This window comes from Microbacterium sp. A93 (genome assembly GCF_051842835.1).
Genome location: NZ_JBPXMT010000011.1, coordinates 193390 through 212907, shown reverse-complemented (window position 1 = coordinate 212907; position 19518 = coordinate 193390). Strand labels below are relative to the sequence as shown.

Here is a 19518-nt window from a genome sequence, read left to right as displayed (position 1 = left end):
CTCAACTTTATCTCAACGGCGCGCCGCGCGCACGGCATCCCAGATCACGCGGGCAACCTCGCGCTTGGAACCTTCAGCGGATGCCACGACCGCTCCCTCTGCGCCGATGATCTCCACCGCATTGTCTGGCTTCTCGAAGCCGTGATCGGCGTCCGCGAGGTTCACGGCGAGCAGGTCGACACCCTTGCGCTCGCGCTTGCGCCGGGCACGCTCGCGCCGCTCCTCCGGGTCGCGCAGCGTCTCTGCGGCGAAGGCCACGATGATCTGACCATGCGGGCGAGAGGCGGCAAGGCCTGCCACGATGTCCTCGTTCTCAACGAGGTCGATGCTCGTGAGCGCGCCATCCTCCTTGGTCAGCTTCTGGTCGGATGCGGATGCTGGACGATAGTCGGCGACCGCCGCAGCCATGACGACCACATCGCCGGATGCCGCGGCATCCTTCATCGCCTCGCCGAGCTCCGCGGCAGTGCCGACCGGATGCACCTGAATATGCGGATGCCGCGCCTCGGCGAGCACATCGGCGGCGATGTTCGCTGCGACCAGATCAACCATGGCGCCGCGGGCTGCGGCTTCCGCGGCGAGCGCGACGCCCTGCTTCCCGCTGGAGCGATTGCCAAGAAAGCGCACCGGATCGATCGGCTCGCGCGTGCCGCCGGCCGAGACGACCGCCCGGAGACCCGCGAGATCCTGCGGCGCGAGCAATGCAAGGGCAGCATCGACGATGTCCTCCGGTTCGAGCATCCGCCCTGGTCCTGAGTCACCGCCGGTCAGCTCGCCGTCGCCTGGCCCCAGCACGTGCACGCCGCGCTCGCGCAGGACCCTGATGTTGGCCTGCGTTGCCGAATGCCGCCACATCTCCGTATGCATGGCCGGGGCGATCGCAACCGGCGCTGTCGTCGCCAGCAGCGTCGTGCCGAGCAGGTCATCGGAAAGCCCCGCGGTCATCTTCGCGATCGTGTTCGCCGTGGCCGGGGCGATGATCACGAGGTCAGCAGCCTGGCCGAGAGCAACGTGCCGCACCTTCGCCACGTCGTCGTGCACGCTCGTCGTGACCGGATTGCGGCTGATCGCCTCCCACGTCGGTGCACCCACGAATCGCAGTGCATCGTCGGTCGGAATCACCGTGACGTCGTGACCCGCCTTGATCAGTAGGCGCACGAGGTGAACGGTCTTGTACGCGGCGATGCCGCCTGTGACTCCGACGACGATGTTCATGCCTTGATTCTGCCTGAGCGGCGACCTCTGCGGGGCAGGTCGTTCCACTTCGATGCTAAACAAGGCATATGTCTCCCACTTCCATGCGCGCGGTCAGCTTTGACCGGTACGGCCCCCCTGAGGTGCTCCATGAGGTGTCGACACCGCGTCCACAGGTGCGACCGGGAGAAGTCCTGATTCGAGTGCGTGCCCTCTCCGTAAACGGCATCGACCTGGCGATGCGCGCGGGGAAAATGCGGCCATTCAGCGGCAATCGATTCCCGAAGCGGATCGGTCTCGATGTCGTGGGCGAGGTCGTCGAACCGCGCTCCTCCCGCTTCGCCGTCGGGGATCTCGTATGGGGTATCGGCGGGCTTGCCGCCGCCACCGCCGCAGAATATGTGTCGATCGCACCCGACCGGATCGATCATGTGCCCGCCGGATTGAATGCTGTCCAGGCGGCCGCCCTGCCCGTCGGCACGACCGCGATCACCGCATTGCGCGACAAGGCCGCTCTCGCCCCGGGAGAACGACTGCTGGTACGCGGAGCCACCGGTGGAGTCGGCTACGTGGCCGTGCAACTCGGGAAGGCGATGGGCGCTCAAGTGACGGGTTTGGCCAGCGCCCCCAATCTGGATTTGGTGCGCGAACTGGGAGCGGATGAAGCGATCGACTACCGCGACCCGGGTGATCTCGGACAGTTCGACGTCGTGCTGGACACTGTGGGCACCGACCTTGCCGCGTTCCGCCGACTGCTCACTCCGAGCGGCCGGATGGTCACCATCTCGATCGATTTCGGGCATCCAGCTCGCGCACTCAGCCACCTCGCGGCGCACTCGCTGCGACGCACCCGCTGGACGCGATTCTTCAGCGGCGATCCGCGAACGCCACTGTTGGCCGAACTCGGCAGATGGGTCTCCGCCGGTGCGATTCGCCCACAGGTCGACCGCGTGTTTCCGCTGTCAGACGTCGCGGGCGCGCACCGCGCGCTGGAGCATGGCGGCGTGCGCGGCAAAATCGTGATCGAGATCTGAGCGCACGCTTGTTGCGAAACGCGACAGCATGGCACTTAGACTGACCGCGTGTGCACCGTCGTGATCGATGTCGCTGAACCCAGAGGTTCGCGTCTGCTGGCGATCCGTGATGAAGACCCCGAACGTGCGTGGGATTCGCTGGGCCCGTGGTGGCCGGACGCTTATCCGGGAGTGATCGGCATCCGCGACCGGCGGGCGGGCGGCGCCTGGCTCGCCGCTGATCCGGCGACCCGACGCCTCGCCGTACTCCTGAACCGGGCAGACACTCTCGACCTTCCCGAAGACCAGGTGCTCACCCGCGGCAGTTTGGCTCTGGAGTCAGTTGCCGGACGGCCTCCCGTCGCGCCACTGGCGATGCACGGATTCAATCTGCTCGAAGTCGGACCAGACTCCGCTCGGGTGCTGTCCTGGGACGGTCAGACTCTGCGCGAGACGCCCGTTCCTCAGGGCGTGCACATGATCGCGCACGATGGGCTGGATGATCCGGCCACCGCCCGCATCGCGCGCTGGCTGCCGGAGTTCCGCGCTCACGCCGCTCGGACGGATGCCTGGGAGAGCGAGTGGATTGATCTGCTCGCGGCATCCACCACCCTTGACCCCACCGACGATGCGGCGATCATCCGCGACAACCGGCCGCACGGCTATCCGACCCAGTCACTGCTGTACTGCGTCGCCGCCGTCAACCATTCAGGGGTCGAGGTACACGAAACCCCTCTGCCGACGCCTGGACACTGGTAACTCAGGCCGCCGACTCATCCGCGATGCAGGCGAACCGCGCACGGTATGCGGTCGGCGTCGTTGCGAGCACGCGCGCGAAGTTCTGCCGCAGCACGGCGGCCGAGCCAAACCCGCACTCCTGGGCGATCTCATCGAGACCCAGGTCGGTGCGCTCCAGCATCCGCTGGGCGTGAATGATCCGCTGGCGGGCCAGCCATGCCGCCGGTGTCGCGCCATGCTCTGCTTTGAAGTGACGTGCGAAGGTACGCGGCGACATATGCGCACGCGAGGCGAGCTGCTCAACGGTCAGGTCCTCGCGCAAGTTTTCCATGGTCCACTCCGTAATCGCGGCAAGCGAGTCGTTCTGCACCGTGGCGATCGGTCGATCGATGTACTGCGCCTGACCACCATCACGCTGCGGCGGCACGACCATGCGCCGTGCGACACGATTCGTGAGTTCGGCACCGATCTCCTGACGCAGCAGGTGCAGGCAGGCGTCAAGGCCGGCCGCAGTTCCCGCGCTGGTGATAATGCGGCCATCCTGCACGAACAGCACATCGGGGTCGACGTCGATCAGCGGGAACATCGCCGTCATCTCGTCGGTGTACATCCAGTGCGTCGTCGCCCGCCGTCCGTCGAGTACGCCCGCCTCTGCGATCACGAATGAGCCACTGCAGACGCTGAGCAACCACGCGCCCCTCGCGTCGGCATCCCGCACCACATCGAGGATGCGCGAATCGGTGGCTCCCCACCATTTGCGGGGAATCGGACACACGACCACGAGATCGGCCTCATAAGCGAAGGAGAGGTCGTTCTCCACGTTGATGGAGAAGCCCAACTTGGATGCCACCGGTCCGACCTCGGTGGACACGACACGGAAGTCGAAGTTCGGGACGCCGTCATCTGATCGATCAAGGCCGAACGCCTCACAGGCAACGCCGAACTCGAACGGCGCGAAGCCGTCTTGGACGATGCAGGCGACAGTTCTCATGGTGCTCCTTCGACGGCGAAGTGTGACGATAGCCAGTTTGGCAGTTTTTCGACGATCTATGTCGATTCTGCCACTAGTGGCACGAAAGCAACAGGCGTAGCTTTTCTGCCATGTCCATTATTATCCTGCTCGCAGTACTCGCCCTCGCTGGGCTCATCGCCACTGTCATCGAGCTTCGTCGCGATGGCTTTCACGCCGTCGCCACCGATTGGTCACGCGTCGCCGACCATGACGCCCTCGACAGCGCCGAGGCATCGATCAGCTATCGCTGATGGTTGATCTCGGTCTGATTCCTGACCGCGGTCTGATTCCTGGCCGGGATTAGGCTCGACCGCATGAGCGATCCGCAACAGCCCCCGCTTCCGCCGTACGTATCCCCCGCTGGCCGGCAGCCCGGTCATCCTGCACAGTCCTCGACTGCCGCGCAGCCGTACTACCAGAGCCAGCCTCAACAGCCCGCTCACCCCGGTGCGTCCGGACGCAACACACCTGGGCGGGTCGGCTTCATCTTCGGCCTCCTCGGCCTCGGACTGAGCCTGGTGTCGGGCATCGTTGTTCAATTAACGATCAACAGCGACAACTTCTTTCTGATCTCGCTCTTCGCCTCGATCGGCGTAGTGCTCGTGTTCTGCGCCGCGCTGGCCGCGCTGATCTCCGGCATTGTCGGCCTTAGGCGTCTCGACGCTCCGCACGGACAGGCCGGTATCGCCGTCGGCCTCGGCATCGCCGGTGTCGCGAGCGGCGTGGTCAGCTTCCTCGTCGGCACACTGTCCATGTTCATCCGCTGACCGGCAGGTTACTGATCCGCGGTTGCACCGCAGGTCAGCGCGACCACACCCACCGGCGTCTGCGTCGCTGGCGCACCGGCACCGCTTCGGGCTCCAGCGGCGGCACGGCCGTGCGATCGCCCGTGACCCAGCGCAACCAGAGCGCATCCGGGTTGCCCTCCAGCACGAGCGCGCGAGTGAGCAGCGTCAGCGGGATCGACAGGATCGCACCGAGCGGGCCGACCACGAAGGTCCAGAAGATCACCGAGAAGAAGCTCAGCGTGAGGCTGAGATCAACCGCGTCGCTGACGAACTTCGGCTGCACGAGCACCTGCAGTACGACATTGACGACGGTGTAGACAATGATCACGCCGAGCAGCAGCGGCCAGCCGCCGACGGCGAACGCGAGGATCGCAGGGGGCACCAGGCCCAGGATGAAACCGACGTTCGGGATGAAGTTCGTCACGAATGCGAGGATCGCCCACACGATGGGTGCGGGCACACCCATCCACCACAGTGCGAGGCCATCGACGATCGCGACGATCGCACCGAAGCTCGCATTGACGATGTAATACCGACGGATGCCGCGGTTCAGCAGGGTGATGCGTCCGATGACGTGGCTGCGCGTGGCACCGAACACGGCTGGCGCGTGACGGTAGCGGGCCGCATCTACAGCCATGAAGATGATGTAGGCGAAGACGAAGAACAGTGCGGTGCCCACTGCGACGACCGTGCCGCCGACGCTCTGCACCATCTTCAGCAGGTTGGCCGGCGCCAGCAACGACGTCACGGCATCCGTCGCCTCCTGACCGAATCCGAGCCCGTCCAGCCACGCGACGAACTCGGTGAACTGCTGGATGACTCCACGATCAGAAGTCAGGTCGACCACGAGGCGGGCGAACTGAGTTCCTGCAAACCACAGCAGCGCGCCCATCGCGAGCAGGATGACGTAGGCGAGTGCGATGACGAGAGTCGATCCGAGCCACGTGGGCAATCCGCGGCGGGTCAGCACGCTGCGGGCTGGTTCACAGATCACCACGATCACGATCGCCAGGGCGATGGGCCCGACGATCTCGCGCGCGAAGGAGAGCCCGGCGATGACGATGACGGATGCGGCAAGCGTCAGCAGTACCCGCAGACTCGACGAAAGCATCCGATCGGAGGTCTGCTCAGAGCTGGTCATTCGCCCAGCGTATCGCCCATGGGTTTCATCGCTCGCCGAGCACGCGCTCGTAGATCTCGATCATCGCCGCGGTGCGCGATGACTGGCGGAAGGCCTTTGCCACCTCGGGGTCGGGTGTCGGTGCGGTTCCCGCCACGATGTCGGATGCTGCGCGCCGCAACACGTCGGACAGCTCAGTGATTGAAGGCCCCGGCACTGCCCATAGTCCGCCGCGCAGCTCCCCGGCGATGTCCGGGTCGCAGACGATGGTCGGCGTGCCGAGGGCAGCCGCTTCGAACGGCGTCATTCCCTGAGTCTCAAAACCGATGGAAGTCTGCACGACAGCATCCGCCGCAGCGATACGGGCAAGGGTCTCGGCGTAGCTGAGCCGTCCCGCGAACCGTACCCCGTCGTGCCCGCGCGCGATCTTCTCTGCGGCGCGCAGTTGCCCTCCGCCGCCGATGATCTCGATGTCGGCGTCCACCTGGGATGCGACAACCGCCTCCAGGAACGGGAGCAGTCTCTTCTCAGGGCTCATCCGCCCGAGCCACACGAAACGCGGGCGCCGCGTGGTGGAGGCATCACGCTCGGCCACACGTGTCTGGGCCAGCAACTCATCGTCGATGCCGTTCCACACCACGTCCACGCTGCCGAAGACCCCGTGCTGTTCGAGCCTGCGCGCGAAGTGACCAGAGGGCGCCGTGACCGCGCTGGATCCCTGCGCGATTCCGCGGAGGAACGCCCAGCCGTCGTTTCCGCCGACCCGCGAGCCGATGCCGTGCATCGTCTGGCGCCGCCACAGGTTCAGCACGGCGAGCACCTGCCAGTGCAGCGGAGTGACCGCGGCCATCCCGACATCGACGCGGTTGTGCATGGTGTGCACGACCGGGATGCCGTGACGATGGGCGAAGCGATGCCCGATGAACGCCCCCCAGAAGTCACCCTGCACGTGCACGAGGTCGACCGGCGGCCGGGTTGCGAAAGCACGGTCCAGAAAGCGGTCGGTACGCCGCCCCGGCCACGACATCGAGTACTCACGATCAAGGGTGATCGGAATTGACGGAGTGTCCAGATATCCAGGATCCGTGGTCGCGAGGCCACGCGCATGCATCTTCGGCGCGACAGCGGTCACCGTATGACCGGCACGCTCGAGGAATCGTCGCTGCAGCCGCATCGACACCTGCGCTCCACCGAGGGATTCGAGGTGCTGATCGCCGAAGAAGACGATGTGCATGGGTTACTCCGGCAGCGGTTCGTCGCGGTAGAGAGCCTCGAACGTGTCGAGGGTGCGGTTAATGTCGTGCACGAGTACGCCGTCCAGCGACGCCTGCTGCATCCGCGCGTACTTTTCCGGCGAGGTGGTCAGCACATCCGTCATCCGTGCCGCGAGCTCGTCGGCATCGCCCGGTTCGAACAGATACCCGTTCTCGCCGCTCTGCACGAGGTGCGGCAGCGCGACGGCATTCGCGGCCACGATCGGCAGCGCCGAGGCCATCGCTTCCATGGTCGCGATGGACTGCAATTCGGCGATCGAGGCGATCACGAACAGGCTCGCGCGCGACAGCAGCGCGCGCAGCTCCGCATCGGTCGTGCGGCCGTGGAAGGTGACGCGGTCAGAGAGACCCAACTCCGCACTCAGCCGCTCGAGATTCTTGCGCTGGTCGCCACCACCGACGATGTCGAACGTGGTCTCGAATGCGGGGTCGAGCTTCGTCATCGCCTGCAGGATGACCTCGACCTGCTTCTCGGCCGTCAGGCGTCCGACGAAGATGATGCGATTCTTCTCGCGTGGGGCGATCACCGGCGTGTACTGCGTGCGATCGATCCCGCAACTGATCGGGATGACGCCCTGCACCTCGATGGTCTGCTCGAGGAAGTCGGCAGCGCGACGCGTCGGGGTCGTGATGGCGCGCGTGAGGTCGAAGGTGCGCTTCGCCTCCCCCAACGCCCACTTCAGTATGAGGTCGTCGATGAACTTGGGGAACATGGAGTGGTCGAGGAGGTTCTCCGCCATCACGTGGTTCGTGGCAATGACCGGGATGCCACGCTCTGCGGCAACGTGCGCGAGACCGCGGCCGATGATGATGTGCGACTGAATGTGCACGATGTCGGGTTTAACGCTGTCCAGCACCTTGCGCGCGTAGTGCGTGGATCGCCACGGCCACACAAACCGCAGCCAGTCGTGCGGCATCCACCGCACCGAAGGCAGGCGGTGCAGCGTCATCGGCTCGCCCTCGATGACCTCTGTTGCAGGTGTCGCCCGACGATACTTCGTGTTCGGGGCGACGACGTGTACGTCATGGCCACGCTGCACCAGCCCTGCCGCGAGGCGCTCGGCGAAGCGCGCGGCGCCGTTGATGTCAGGGGCGAAGGTGTCGCATCCGATGAGGATCTTCAACGGAGCGTCAGAGGAGGTCACGAATATGCAGCCTTACGGTACGCGGCAAGAAAGGGCCCGGATCCGGGCGCTGGCAACTCTACCGGAGGGGCCTGCAGCGCCGCGGAGGCCAGCCGCGGTCGGAGCGCTCACGCAGGGTCATCCTCTACCGTGGGGACATGCGCATCGCCTCATCCGCAGACCCCCAACTCTGGATCCCCGTGACGGAATCGTTCGGCTGGAAGGGACGCCGCCAGCGCAAGGCGGCATTGCGGATGCTGATGGGCCAGGCCATGCAGGCAGGAAACGGGACCGCCCGTCGCGGAACGCGTGTCGGCGCGTGGGCGATCAGCCAGCTCGCGCCGGCGATGATGAAGCGGGCCGACGGGCGCGTGCTGGCGTGGACGTGGAAGGCCGACCCTGAACTCGTCGTCGCCATGGCGACAACTCAGGAGCTCACCAATGAGGTGCGCCGGGCCAGGGCGATGATGCCCATGGAGTACGACGACACCGAATCGTTTCCTTCCCGCCTCGGCGCCGGCGAGAAGCTGGTGATCTCTTTCCCGGAGCAGCCGTCCTCTCCCCCGTTCGCCACCTATACCTGGGACACTGGCACGCACCTGATCACTCTCACGGCGGTCGGCGGCTCTCGGGAGATGTTCGCGACGGTGATTTCTGCGCTCGACGACCTGGCGCGCAGCATCCGCATCGCTGACGACGTCACGGGTGGCGAGACGCCGGGCGTGCTGCGGATCGATCCGGCCTGATTTACTCTGCGACGGTGCTTCCGCCGACGATGCCCAGCTCGTAGGCGCGGATCACGGCCTGCACCCGGCTCGTCAACTCGAGCTTGGTCAGGATGCGACCGAAATGCGCTTTCACCGTTGATTCACTCAGGTGCAGCGTTTGCGCGATCTCGGCGTTGGCGAGTCCTCGACCGACCAGGAGGAACACCTCGCGTTCGCGCTCCGACAAGGCGTCGAGCGCCTCATCTGCGCCGCGTTGCGCTCCCCTTCCGAGATGGGGGACGGCCACCTCGATCAGCTTCGCGGTGATGCGCGGCGAAACGACCGCATCACCGGCCATCACCGTGCGGATCGCCGAGACAAGATCTGCTGGCCGCGTGCTCTTCAGCAGGAAGCCGGCGGCTCCGGCCTGAAGCGCGCCGAACGCGAACTCGTCGAGATCGTATGTGGTCAACACGATCACGCGAGTGTCTGGGAAGGATGCGGTGATCTGACGGGTAGCAGTGATGCCGCCGATGCCCGGCATGCGCACATCCATCAGCACGACATCTGCCTGAAGCCGGGCAGCGGAGATGACCGCCTGCTCTCCATCCGAGGCTTCCCCCACGACGACGATGTCGTCCTCTGCTTCCAGCACGAGCCGGAATCCGTAGCGAACGAGTTCCTGGTCATCCACCAGCAGCACGCGTGTCCGTTCGACCGCCATCACTTCTCCCCCACCATGAGGCGTACGAACACGCGCCATCCTCCAGCCTTCCGAGGCCCGGTTTCTACGATCCCATCGTAGATTGCGGCCCGCTCCCGGATGCCCAGCAGCCCTCGACCCGGATCACGCGGTGTCGCCGCGATGGCGGAGGAGTCCTCCACCGAGATCTCGATCATGGTCGTCGAAAGCACAACGAGCACGCGCACGCCTCGCACATCATTCGCGTGCCGAAGCACGTTGGTGAGGGATTCCTGCACGATTCGATAGACCGTGAGTTGTGTCACAGGGTCCGCAGGAGCGGATCCGGTTGTCTCCAGGGTCACGGGGAGTCCCGCAGCCGAAAACTCCTCGATCAGTGCAGGCAACTGCTCGATACTGGGCTGTGGCGCCTGCGCTGTCAGGAGCGAATCCGAGTCGACACCGCGCACGGTTCCGAGCAGCAGTCGCACTTCGTCGAGAGTGCGACGCCCGGTCTCCGCGACGCGCCTGATGGCCTCTTGCGCCTCTTCCGGCCGTCGGATCGCAATGGCCTGCGCGCCATCCGATACGGCGATCATGACCGCCAGACTGTGCGCGATGACATCGTGCATCTCCCTGGCAATACGTTCGCGTTCCTGCGCGCTCGCGATGCGTGCCTGCTGGTCGCGTTCGCGCTTCATCTGCTCCGCACGTTCCACGAGCGTGGCGACGAAGCGACGGCGGTGGCCGATATTCACGCCGAGGAGCGTCGCGATCAGGGCGATCACCACAATGATCGTCAGGCTGCTCAACCATGCTTGCACGAGGTCCCGCGTGGCCAGGGGAAGGATCGCTCCCCAAAAAGCCGGGCCGAAACGCGCACGATTGGCGAGGATCCCGGCCCCGGCGATGCCAGCGAACGCCGTAGCCATGAAACCCAGCCATGCGGCTCGCCCGCTGCGGGTGACACCCAGTTCGATGAGAGCGATGACGAGCAGCGCGGCCTCGGCTGCACTGCCCGCGGCGAACGAGAGCAAGGTCAGCACGAGCGCTGCTGTGAAGGCGACGGCCGGCCAGCGGCGGCGAATGAGCAGCGTCGCCACACCACCGGCCAGAAGCACCAGCATGACCCAGAGAGGGCTGTCATGCGGAGCTTCGATTGAGAGACAACCCAGGCCGACGGCGATGAGGACGTACGCGCCGACAAGCATCATGTCGGCGAAGGAGACGCGATCTCCGCCTCCGATGTGCGTTTCGGGCACAACAGGGTGGGGCACCGCCGCAGCGGAACCCCACCCTGAATCTTTACGAATGATCAGGCGTCCCTTCGCTTCAACACGATCGCCCCTGCGGCGAGCGTAACCACTGCCCACACGCTAGCGATGATCCACCCGGCTTCCGTGCTGATGTGTCCGGTCCACACGTCCAGGAATGGTCCGCCCTCCGGCACCACGCGGGCCATCGCGTCCCCTGCGTTTCCGAGAAGACTGACGCGCACGATCCTGGAGAACAGCCCGAAGGGCAGAACCGAGGCCATGACAGGACCGAGCAGCGTGGCGACGAAGACGATGATCGACCCCACTGTGGTGGACCGCACCAGAGCGCCGATACCCAGTCCGAAGACCGCACCCAGGCCGAGGTAGACGGCGGCACCGAACATCGCCACCCCCACACCCGGCGTACCCAACGGTACCTGCAGACCGAACTCGGCATAGAACGGGAATGACACAGCCCACGCGGTGAACACCGTCACGACCGCGGTGACGGTCACGGACATGAAGACGACGACTGTTTTGGCCCACAGGACACGTAGACGCGTCGGTGACCCCAGGAGGGTCGGCTGGATCGTGCCAGAGGAATACTCCGAACCGATGGCCATCACGCCAAGAATTCCGGCGATGATCTGGCCGAGGACGACCATCCCTCCCGTCACCTCACCCATGGTGTTCCCCACGATGAGCACGGAAGGCGGCTGAGATGACGCCAGGGTCACGCTGAGGAAGAGTGCACCTCCGACCCCTGTGGCAAAGATTCCGCCGAGCGCCAGGAGCATCGTAGGCAGACTGGTGAGTTTGATCCATTCGGATCGAAGCAGATCCGAGAAATGCACCCGAGCGTGACGAGCGGTCGCGGACTCGGTCTGAACGTTGAGAGAGGTCATCGGCTCGTTCCATTTCCTGTGGTCGTGGACCGGTATTCGATCGCTTCGGCGGTGAGGGCGAGGTATGCGTCTTCGAGGGAGCCTTCGACGGTGACTATTTCGTGCAGCACGATGCCCGCCGCGGAGGCCGCGTCTGCCACCAACTCCGCGCTCAGCCCGATGATCTCCGCTGCCCCGTCCGGCGTGGGAGTGACGGTGATGTCAGGGAGTGTCAGCAGCGTCGTCAAGCGGCGGATGTCGCGGGTGCGCACTCGAACCACAGACTGGGTGGAGTCGGCGACAACTTCTCGGATCGGTCCGTCGGCGAGGATCTGACCTCGCCCCATCACGATCAGATGATCAGCGGTCTGCATCATCTCGCTCATCAGGTGCGAGGAGAGCAGAACGGTGCGCCCTTCCTCTGCGAGGCGGCGCAGGAGCGCACGGATCCAGAGGATACCCTCGGGATCCAAGCCGTTTACCGGTTCGTCGAGAATGATCGTGCCCGGGTCCCCGAGCAGTGCTGATGCGATCCCCAAGCGCTGCCGCATCCCGAGGGAGAATCCGCCGACCTTCTTGCCCGCCACGGATTCGATTCCCGCGATCTCCATCACTTCGTGCACGCGCTGAGCGGAAATACCGTGCGTCGAGGCGATCGCCAGCAGATGCTTGTAGGCGGTGCGTCGTTTGTGGGCCGCCCCTGCGTCGAGGAGGGTTCCTACCTCGCGCAGCGGTGCGGGGAGATCCTGATACCGACGGCCGGCGAACTCCACTGAGCCACTGGTCGGCTTGTCGAGGCCCACCATCATCCGCATCGTGGTGGACTTCCCCGCACCGTTAGGGCCGAGGAACCCGGTCACTTTTCCGGGTTCGATGGTGAAGGAGATTCCGTTGACGGCGGCCTTGTCGCGGTATCGCTTCGTCAGGGATTGAGCTCTGATCATGAGTAGACCTTTCGTATGTCTTCGACGCTACGGAGACATGCAGAAGGACTGCAGTGGCCAGAAGTCCTGACCTCGGCGGCGACCAGTACCCAGGTCTACACCCGGATCGGTCGCCATACGTAGGCGCAGCTGCCACTTCGCCCTGCCAAGATGAGCGGATGAGCACCGAATTCTCACGCCCCGCGTCCCGCGCCGAGCTGCTGGACAAAGGCAAGGATGCCCGCCGTCGCACGCCCCGCCGTAACCTCGCGGTGCTGTCGACGACATCACGGTTCCCGCTGGCGATCCTCGCCGCACAGGACGCCGACCGGGTGCCGGAGCTCGTCCCGCTGCGCGCCGAACGGATGTCTGCCAGTCCGTTCGCGTTCTATCGCGGGACTGCAGCGCTCATGGCCGCCGATTTCGCGGATGCTCCGCACTCCGGCATCCTGGTCGCGTCCTGCGGCGACGCGCATGTGTCGAACTTCGGCTTCTATGCATCGGCGCAACGCGACCTCATGTTCGATCTGAATGATTTCGACGAGGCCGCGTGGGCACCGTGGGAGTGGGATGTGAAGCGTCTCGTCGGCAGCATCGTGGTCGGCGGGCAAGCTTCTGGCCGAGTGGATGCCGTGATCGAAGCCGCCATCCGTACAGCGGTGAAGACATACGCCCGCGGCATCCGGCGCAACTCCGCGCTCAGTCCCACCGAGCGCTACTTCACGCACTTCGACGTCGAATCAACCAAGACGCTGCTCGACAGCGACGCGCGGCGCGCGATCCGCAAGGCAGTGAAGCATGCCCAGCGCCGCACCGGAGATCGCGCGGTGCACCGGCTCACGCAGGTGGATGGGACGGGTAGGCGCCATTTCGTGCATCAGCCGCCGACGACCGCCCCGGTTGAGGCGGAGGTCCTCGCAGCGGTCGACGATCTCGTCGATGCCTACCGTTGGTCAGCCAACAGCGACGTTGCCATGCTGTTTCACCACTACGCCGTCTCGGATGTCGCACGCCGCGTCGTTGGTGTGGGCAGCGTCGGTACCCGCTGCTATCTGGTGCTGTTGCAAGACGGTGACGATCACACGCTTCTGATGCAACCGAAGCAGGCGGGCCAGAGCGTGCTGATCGAGTATGGGCATGTGACGCAGCCGCCGGTGCTGCAGGAGCTCATCAAGACGTCCGGTGAGGGCGCCAGGGTCGTGGCGATGCAGCGAATCCTGCAGGCGCTGTCCGATCCGTTCCTCGGCCATGTGCAGAGCCCGAACGCCGATTATTACGTGCGGCAGTTCCACGACATGAAGGGCGGCGTCGAAGTCGAAGAACTCGACGACGGACCGTTCGTCACCTACGCACAGGCGTGCGCGGCGACGCTCGCGCGTGCACATGGCCAGTCGGCGACAGCCACGGCGGTTGCCGGATACATCGGCGACGGGCGCGTCGTGACCGAGGCACTGCTGGAGTGGGGTTGGGCGTACGCAGCAGTATCGCTGGCCGACTACCGAGAGTTCTTGGCGGAGCAGAACGGTGGCTGACGCCTCCTGCTAGGTTGTAGTACATAAAGACGAATGTAACCTCGCGTCGCGACCAGCGCAACCATTAGTTTCATTGAACTTGTTGAAGATTTCATAGAACAAATATTCGACAAGCCGACGATTTCGCGATAAGCTGATGACATGTCACAGCTGACCGGTCTGTACGAGGCGGTATCCCGCCTTGATGTGGCGTGGGCGGGCGTGGGGGATGCGTCGGAGCTGTCGCGGGAGCAGTTGATCGCGGTGACGAACGCGGTGGGAGTAGTGCAGCGCCGGTTGGATGCGGTGCATGTGGATGTCGCGGCGGGGATCGCGAGCGAGTCGCGGCCCGAGCTTGGGGCCGATTCGCTGGCGAAGCAGCAGGGGTTCCGCACCCCGGCGAAGCTGATCGCCGCCGCCACCGGCATCTCGACCGGAGACGCCTCCCGGCTGATCACGGTCGGGCAGGCCACCGCGATGCGCACAGATCTCCTCGGAGCAAAGCTTCCGGCGAAGTATCCGCTAGTACGTGAGTCGATGAAAGCAGGGACGCTCAGTGCCCAGGCCGCCGCGTTGATCATCGCTGTCCTTGAGCGGTGTCGCATCGCCGCCGGCGTGGAACGAATCAGTGAGGGCGAGCGACTGCTCGTCGATGCTGCACCCGGGCTCGCGCTCGATGAGGTCCGCCGACTCACCGTCCGCGCCGAAGCATGGCTGAACCCCGACGGCGTCGAACCGCGTGAAGACGATCAGCGCAGCAAACGATCCCTGACGTTCTACGAACGCGGCGGACGACTGCGCTTCAACGGAGACTTCGACGTCGAAACCGGCGCACCCATCGTCACCGCACTACACGGGTACGTGACCGCCGCGTTCGCCGCACGCAAAAATGCTCCCGACCCCGACGCACCGGACGCCGACCACCGCACCATCGCCATGCTGCACGCCGACGCGCTCGCCCTGTTCTGCTCCCACGTCCTCGGCTGCAAGGAACGCACCCCGGTCGCCGGGGCAACAGTCATCGTGCGCATCAACTACACCGACCTCGTGGGCGACACGAGCACGGGCACGGCAACGATCGATGGCATCGACCAGCCCATCAGCGCCAGTGCCGCCCGCCGGATGGCCGCGGGCGCAGGAATCATCCCTTTCGTCCTCGGCGCAGACAGCGAAATCCTCGACTGGGGTCGACACAAACGCCTCTTCACCCGAGCACAACGCCTCGCACTCGTCGAACGCGACGACGGCTGCGCCATGTGCAACCTCCCACCCGACATGACCAAAGCACACCACCTGCGATGGTGGAAACGCGACCACGGACCCACCGACCTCTCCAACGGAATCCTGCTCTGCGAAACCTGCCACCACCGCGTTCACGACAACGGCTGGGAAATCCGCATCGACGGCACGGGCACCACCGCACACGTCTGGTTCATCCCACCCACCTACGTCGACCCCGGCCGCACACCACGACTCGGCGGACGCGCGCGCTTCGACATCGCCGCCTAAGACGGCGCATGAGCACAGCGCATGAGCACAGCGGCACCCTCCCAGTCGAATGAGCTAGATTTGCCGAGGCGGCGCGGGCACTCCCGCAATGCTCCGGTCGCATGCGACCACGACGACGGAATCGAGGTGGTGCTCCCATGAGTGGTGATAGTTGCCATATGCCTCCGGACTCCGCCTTCGCACCTGGGACTCTCGTCTTCTAACGCGCATCTGCGGCTGTCCGGCTTCGACTCATCCGACCAGCCGTCGACTGCGCGCCTCTTCCGATGCGCTGTCGGCATGCTCGAAAGACGCACGCCATGAACACGCAGCCCCCTACGCAGCCGCTCCCCACACAACCTGCCGCAACGACAGACCTCATCGACACCATCGAACAGAGCCTGTCGAGCCGAGATCTCGCCGCAGCATCCGCCGCGCTCTCACCGATATCGACCAGGCAGATGGTGCAGGTTCTCGACCGCCTGAGCCCGCATCAGTGCGCGATCGTGTACCGGCTGCTGTCGAAACAGCGGGCGGTAGAGGTCTTCGAAGACCTGTCACCCGAGTTGCAGGGTGAGCTCGTGCGCGGACTGCAGGATGCCGAGGTCGCCGCGCTCTTCGAAGAGATGGATCCGGACGACCGCGTCTGGCTGTTGGACGAGCTTCCCGCGTCGGTCGCTCCTCGCCTGCTCCGGGGGCTCTCGCCGCACGAGCGGGAACTCACGGCATCCGTGCTCGGCTATCCGCGTGACTCGATCGGCCGGCGAATGAGCCCGGAGTACGTCACCACCCACCCTGAGCTCACCGCCGCCGAGACGCTGAGACGACTGCGGGCTCGCATCGACGATGCCGAGACGATCTACACGCTTCCGGTGACCGACAGCGCACGACGGGTCGTCGGCGTCGTGAGTCTTCGCGATCTCCTCGCCGCCGACGACGACACCCTGGTCGACGCGATGATGCAGGACGCGCACACCGCGCTCGCCGACGCAGATGCCGAGACCGCCGCCCGCGATTGCACCGACCGTGGTCTCCTCGCCGTTCCGGTGGTCGACAGCGAGGGCCGGCTGGTCGGCATCCTCACCATCGACGACGCCGTGCGCATCCTCAAACGCGAGGAGAACGAGGATGCCGCGCGCCAGGGCGGTGTGGAACCGCTCGGCCGTCCGTATCTGTCGACGCCGATCCGCCGTATCGTGCGTTCACGTGTCGTGTGGCTGCTCGTGCTCGCTGTCGGCGCGACGCTCACCGTGCAGGTGTTGTCGGTGTTCGAGGCGACCCTCGAGCAACTTACGGTGCTGGCTCTGTTCGTGCCGCTACTGATCGGCACCGGTGGGAACACCGGCAATCAGGCGGCAACCACCGTGACGCGTGCGCTGGCGCTCGGTGAAATACGGCCGCGAGATCTGCTGCGCGTCCTGAGTCGTGAGCTGCGAGTGGGCGTGTCGCTCGGAGTGCTGCTGGGCCTGCTCGGATTCGCGATCACGGCGCTCGTGTACGACTGGCAGATCGGACTCGTGATCGGCTGCACGCTGGTCGCGGTGTGTACCGTAGCTGCGACGATCGGCGGGATCATGCCGCTGGTTGCCCGGATGATCCGCGTGGATCCGGCCGTGTTCTCGAACCCGTTCATCACGACATTCGTGGACGCCACGGGCCTGGTGATCTACTTCGTCATCGCCAAGGCGATCCTGGGCATCTAAGTAGAATCGCCGGATGGCGTGGATCCACGTCGAAGGGGAGGCTGGCGACAGTGAAGGCACGAATCACGTTCGGCGTGCTTCGTCTTGTCACGGCGGTCGTATGCCTGAGCGCGCTGGTCCACCGCCTGTTCTGGGGCCTGAGTTCGCAGACCATCGCCGGCCGCAACTTCTTCGCCTATCTCACCGTGGAGTCGAACTGCGCACTCGTCGTGCTGCTCGTTGTCGGCGGCATCCTGGCATTCCGACGCGACGAAGATCCGCGCTGGTTCAGCATCGCCCTCTCACTGGTGCTGACCTGGACGATCACGGCGGGCCTCGCATTCGCTCTGATCGTCTGGCAGGCAGGTGTCCGCGGCATCCGCGTGGATGTCCCCTGGTCAGATCAGGTGTTGCATTTCTGGCTTCCGGCTCTCACCGCGATCGCATGGACGCTCACACCAGGACACCGGTCGGTGCCGTGGTGGATCATCCCCGGCTCTCTCGTGTTCCCCCTGGTCTGGGGCGGGGTGACGATGTGGCGGGGTCCGATGATCGGCTGGTATCCGTACTACTTCCTGGACCTGCGCCAGGTCAGCGGGATCGGGGAGTTCCTGGTGACCAGCGGCATCGCCCTGGCGATCTTCGCCCTCATCGCAACGGTGCTGGCGGTGATCAGCCGGATCAGTCCGTCTCGCCGGAAGGCAGGAATGCATCCAGCGATGTGAGAGCCGCCACCAGAGCGTCGTCCTCTTCGAGCTCTGCGAACTTCTCGGCGGCCGTTCCTCCAACGATTCCCACCAGCACGTTCTCGCCGGTAACCGGAAGCAGATTGATCCAGGTACGGATCAGCTGGTCGCCGTCCACAGCGTGCCAGATCGTCGCCTCGGTGTCCCAGAACGGCTCGTCGTAGCGCAGCCAGACCGTCTCGATGTGCCCCATACCCAGCGCGTTGATCGCGCCGCGGTACGGGAACGGCAGGGGCGGCGCGAACTCGATTCCTTCGCGCTGCAGCACGCCGAGCGGCACGGTGATCACCACCCGATCGAACGAGGTCGACTCCCCCGTCCCCAGGCGCAGACTGACACCGGCGTCGTCGTAAGCGATGCGGGTCACCGCGGACGACAGGGTCAGCTGCGCACCGTCGAGCATCTCCTGCACCACGGCGCCGAGATCACTGACGATGCCGGCTTTTGCAGGATTCGGCAGAGCCGGTGGGAACCAGGCTGACACGGTGTCGGCATCCGCGCCGGAGGTGGTGGTGAGGTACGCGAGAAGTGCGGCAAGGCCCGGCTCCTCAGGATCGGCGCCGGTCTCCGTCAGTGCCTCGGAGAGTGAGACATCGGCCGGGAAGGCTTGGGCCGCGGCGAGCGCCTTCTCCAGCGGTGCGTTGCCGACTGGGTCTAGGTCGTCTTCCGGGGAGCGCCAGAGAGCGGATGCCAGGTCGACGGTCTCGAGGCTGTCGAGGATGGGGCGGCTGCTTTTCGGGTCATCGCCGAGCAGCCATCCGCCGAGTTGAATCGGCATCGGCCAGTCGTCGTCGAGCTGCGAGTGGACACGTCCGCCGACCCGATCGCGGGCTTCGAACACGGTGACTTCGATGTCAGCATCCGCAAGCTTTGCGGCGACGGTTGCACCGGCGAGCCCGGCACCGATCACGGCGATCCGCTCGCCAGGACCTGCCGTGGCGCGCACGCGCACCGCTGCGCTTTCACCCGAGTGGATCGCACCGCGCATGGTGCCAGGATTTTCGGCATCCGTCGCCTCACCCGCGAAGAACAGCCGCCCTTCGACAGGCTCTGTCAGAGTCTCACGGGTGGCCGATTGCACGCCGATGCGGGTGTAGCTGACGGCGCCGCGCGAGAACGGATCCGTTGACCATGTGCTGCGGATGCTCGCGGCGGGAGCCGGCACATTGGTCGTGGGAAGCGGAGACGGCGTGCGCGTCGGGGTCGGCGTGGGTTTCGGTTCCGGCGTGCAGGATACGAGCAGCACACCGAGGGCGCCGGCTCCGGCGCCGATCAGCAGCTCGCGACGCGTCATCCTCATGGTGTCGCCACACTACCGGTTCCGGCTGGGTTTCTCCGCTCCTTCGACAGGCGCAAATGGCTGCATCCGGCATCCA

At 65.5% G+C, this 19518-nt stretch carries 19 protein-coding genes; 9 read left to right on the top strand and 10 right to left on the bottom strand.

The annotated features are described in order from the left end of the window. Positions 1-12: 12 nt before the first annotated feature. On the bottom strand, positions 13-1215 hold the full coding sequence (gene coaBC / locus ACSU1G_RS25760; RefSeq protein ID WP_439282987.1) for a bifunctional phosphopantothenoylcysteine decarboxylase/phosphopantothenate--cysteine ligase CoaBC: 1203 nt from the start codon (positions 1213-1215) through the stop codon (positions 13-15). 68 nt (positions 1216-1283) lie between these two features. Here coaBC and ACSU1G_RS25755 point away from each other — a divergent pair, with 68 nt between their 5' ends. After that, positions 1284-2228: an NAD(P)-dependent alcohol dehydrogenase gene (locus tag ACSU1G_RS25755; RefSeq protein WP_439282985.1), complete on the top strand. Its 945-nt coding sequence runs from the start codon at positions 1284-1286 to the stop codon at positions 2226-2228. Positions 2229-2276: 48 nt separating this feature from the next. Next, entirely contained in the window at positions 2277-2966 is a 690-nt protein-coding gene (locus ACSU1G_RS25750) for an NRDE family protein (RefSeq protein ID WP_439282983.1), read from the top strand. Between the two features lies 1 nt (position 2967). Here the strand turns inward: ACSU1G_RS25750 and ACSU1G_RS25745 are convergent, their stop codons facing one another. After that, positions 2968-3936, bottom strand: coding sequence for a GlxA family transcriptional regulator (locus ACSU1G_RS25745; protein ID WP_439282981.1), 969 nt, complete (start codon positions 3934-3936; stop codon positions 2968-2970). A gap of 110 nt (positions 3937-4046) precedes the next feature. Here ACSU1G_RS25745 and ACSU1G_RS25740 point away from each other — a divergent pair, with 110 nt between their 5' ends. Together ACSU1G_RS25740 and ACSU1G_RS25735 are read left to right on the top strand one after the other, a co-directional pair. Beyond that, on the top strand, positions 4047-4208 hold the full coding sequence (locus ACSU1G_RS25740; RefSeq protein ID WP_439282979.1) for a hypothetical protein: 162 nt from the start codon (positions 4047-4049) through the stop codon (positions 4206-4208). Positions 4209-4271: 63 nt separating this feature from the next. After that, the gene (locus ACSU1G_RS25735) at positions 4272-4724 is read left to right on the top strand and encodes a hypothetical protein (RefSeq protein ID WP_439282977.1); all 453 of its coding nucleotides are present in this window, start codon (positions 4272-4274) and stop codon (positions 4722-4724) included. 34 nt (positions 4725-4758) lie between these two features. On the opposite strand, the gene ACSU1G_RS25730 is transcribed toward ACSU1G_RS25735, so the two are convergent. Genes ACSU1G_RS25730 through ACSU1G_RS25720 form a run of 3 tightly spaced genes read right to left on the bottom strand, consistent with a single transcriptional unit; the run spans position 4759 to position 8290 of the window. Then, positions 4759-5886, bottom strand: coding sequence for an AI-2E family transporter (locus tag ACSU1G_RS25730; RefSeq protein ID WP_439282976.1), 1128 nt, complete (start codon positions 5884-5886; stop codon positions 4759-4761). A 25-nt stretch (positions 5887-5911) separates the two neighbouring features. Then, entirely contained in the window at positions 5912-7099 is a 1188-nt protein-coding gene (locus ACSU1G_RS25725) for a glycosyltransferase family 4 protein (protein WP_439282974.1), read from the bottom strand. Positions 7100-7102: 3 nt separating this feature from the next. Further along, positions 7103-8290 carry a glycosyltransferase gene (locus ACSU1G_RS25720; protein WP_439283132.1) on the bottom strand — a complete coding sequence of 396 codons (1188 nt, stop codon included), beginning with the start codon at positions 8288-8290 and terminating at the stop codon, positions 7103-7105. Positions 8291-8421: 131 nt separating this feature from the next. Here ACSU1G_RS25720 and ACSU1G_RS25715 point away from each other — a divergent pair, with 131 nt between their 5' ends. Next, positions 8422-9009, top strand: a complete 588-nt coding sequence (locus ACSU1G_RS25715) for a hypothetical protein (RefSeq protein ID WP_439282972.1) — start codon at positions 8422-8424, stop codon at positions 9007-9009. Between the two features lies 1 nt (position 9010). Here ACSU1G_RS25715 and ACSU1G_RS25710 read toward each other — a convergent pair whose 3' ends face one another. The 4 genes from ACSU1G_RS25710 to ACSU1G_RS25695 are packed head-to-tail and all read right to left on the bottom strand — an operon-like array spanning position 9011 to position 12736. Further along, positions 9011-9694 carry a response regulator gene (locus ACSU1G_RS25710; protein ID WP_439282970.1) on the bottom strand — a complete coding sequence of 228 codons (684 nt, stop codon included), beginning with the start codon at positions 9692-9694 and terminating at the stop codon, positions 9011-9013. Next, entirely contained in the window at positions 9694-10929 is a 1236-nt protein-coding gene (locus ACSU1G_RS25705) for a sensor histidine kinase (protein WP_439282968.1), read from the bottom strand. Before ACSU1G_RS25705 ends, ACSU1G_RS25710 begins: the two co-directional genes overlap by 1 nt. A 38-nt stretch (positions 10930-10967) precedes the next feature. Next, positions 10968-11813, bottom strand: a complete 846-nt coding sequence (locus ACSU1G_RS25700) for a hypothetical protein (protein ID WP_439282966.1) — start codon at positions 11811-11813, stop codon at positions 10968-10970. Further along, complete coding sequence (locus ACSU1G_RS25695; protein WP_439282965.1) at positions 11810-12736, bottom strand: ABC transporter ATP-binding protein; 927 nt, start codon at positions 12734-12736, stop codon at positions 11810-11812. Before ACSU1G_RS25695 ends, ACSU1G_RS25700 begins: the two co-directional genes overlap by 4 nt. 158 nt (positions 12737-12894) lie before the next feature. On the opposite strand from ACSU1G_RS25695, the gene ACSU1G_RS25690 reads away from it, so the two are divergent. The 4 genes from ACSU1G_RS25690 to ACSU1G_RS25675 all read left to right on the top strand — a co-directional run bounded on the left by ACSU1G_RS25690 (position 12895) and on the right by ACSU1G_RS25675 (position 18121). Further along, on the top strand, positions 12895-14247 hold the full coding sequence (locus tag ACSU1G_RS25690; protein ID WP_439282963.1) for a DUF2252 domain-containing protein: 1353 nt from the start codon (positions 12895-12897) through the stop codon (positions 14245-14247). A 141-nt stretch (positions 14248-14388) separates the two neighbouring features. Beyond that, positions 14389-15735, top strand: a complete 1347-nt coding sequence (locus ACSU1G_RS25685; RefSeq protein ID WP_439282962.1) for a DUF222 domain-containing protein — start codon at positions 14389-14391, stop codon at positions 15733-15735. A gap of 299 nt (positions 15736-16034) precedes the next feature. Continuing rightward, complete coding sequence (gene mgtE, locus ACSU1G_RS25680; protein WP_439282960.1) at positions 16035-17417, top strand: magnesium transporter; 1383 nt, start codon at positions 16035-16037, stop codon at positions 17415-17417. Positions 17418-17467: 50 nt separating this feature from the next. Continuing rightward, on the top strand, positions 17468-18121 hold the full coding sequence (locus ACSU1G_RS25675) for a Pr6Pr family membrane protein (RefSeq protein ID WP_439282958.1): 654 nt from the start codon (positions 17468-17470) through the stop codon (positions 18119-18121). Here ACSU1G_RS25675 and ACSU1G_RS25670 read toward each other — a convergent pair. Continuing rightward, positions 18078-19442: an FAD-dependent oxidoreductase gene (locus tag ACSU1G_RS25670; RefSeq protein ID WP_439282956.1), complete on the bottom strand. Its 1365-nt coding sequence runs from the start codon at positions 19440-19442 to the stop codon at positions 18078-18080. The two genes, ACSU1G_RS25675 and ACSU1G_RS25670, sit on opposite strands and share 44 nt — an antisense overlap. Positions 19443-19518 lie beyond the last annotated feature (76 nt).

What these genes read in the sequence shown, in the direction of transcription:
- coaBC (WP_439282987.1), bottom strand. Translation starts at nt 1,215, where the DNA reads ATGAACATCGTCGTCGGAGTCACAGGCGGCATCGCCGCGTACAAGACC.
- ACSU1G_RS25755 (WP_439282985.1), top strand. Translation starts at nt 1,284, where the DNA reads ATGTCTCCCACTTCCATGCGCGCGGTCAGCTTTGACCGGTACGGCCCC.
- ACSU1G_RS25745 (WP_439282981.1), bottom strand. Translation starts at nt 3,936, where the DNA reads ATGAGAACTGTCGCCTGCATCGTCCAAGACGGCTTCGCGCCGTTCGAG.
- ACSU1G_RS25740 (WP_439282979.1), top strand. Translation starts at nt 4,047, where the DNA reads ATGTCCATTATTATCCTGCTCGCAGTACTCGCCCTCGCTGGGCTCATC.
- ACSU1G_RS25735 (WP_439282977.1), top strand. Translation starts at nt 4,272, where the DNA reads ATGAGCGATCCGCAACAGCCCCCGCTTCCGCCGTACGTATCCCCCGCT.
- ACSU1G_RS25730 (WP_439282976.1), bottom strand. Translation starts at nt 5,886, where the DNA reads ATGACCAGCTCTGAGCAGACCTCCGATCGGATGCTTTCGTCGAGTCTG.
- ACSU1G_RS25725 (WP_439282974.1), bottom strand. Translation starts at nt 7,099, where the DNA reads ATGCACATCGTCTTCTTCGGCGATCAGCACCTCGAATCCCTCGGTGGA.
- ACSU1G_RS25715 (WP_439282972.1), top strand. Translation starts at nt 8,422, where the DNA reads ATGCGCATCGCCTCATCCGCAGACCCCCAACTCTGGATCCCCGTGACG.
- ACSU1G_RS25710 (WP_439282970.1), bottom strand. Translation starts at nt 9,694, where the DNA reads ATGGCGGTCGAACGGACACGCGTGCTGCTGGTGGATGACCAGGAACTC.
- ACSU1G_RS25700 (WP_439282966.1), bottom strand. Translation starts at nt 11,813, where the DNA reads ATGACCTCTCTCAACGTTCAGACCGAGTCCGCGACCGCTCGTCACGCT.
- ACSU1G_RS25695 (WP_439282965.1), bottom strand. Translation starts at nt 12,736, where the DNA reads ATGATCAGAGCTCAATCCCTGACGAAGCGATACCGCGACAAGGCCGCC.
- ACSU1G_RS25690 (WP_439282963.1), top strand. Translation starts at nt 12,895, where the DNA reads ATGAGCACCGAATTCTCACGCCCCGCGTCCCGCGCCGAGCTGCTGGAC.
- ACSU1G_RS25685 (WP_439282962.1), top strand. Translation starts at nt 14,389, where the DNA reads ATGTCACAGCTGACCGGTCTGTACGAGGCGGTATCCCGCCTTGATGTG.
- mgtE (WP_439282960.1), top strand. Translation starts at nt 16,035, where the DNA reads ATGAACACGCAGCCCCCTACGCAGCCGCTCCCCACACAACCTGCCGCA.
- ACSU1G_RS25670 (WP_439282956.1), bottom strand. Translation starts at nt 19,442, where the DNA reads ATGAGGATGACGCGTCGCGAGCTGCTGATCGGCGCCGGAGCCGGCGCC.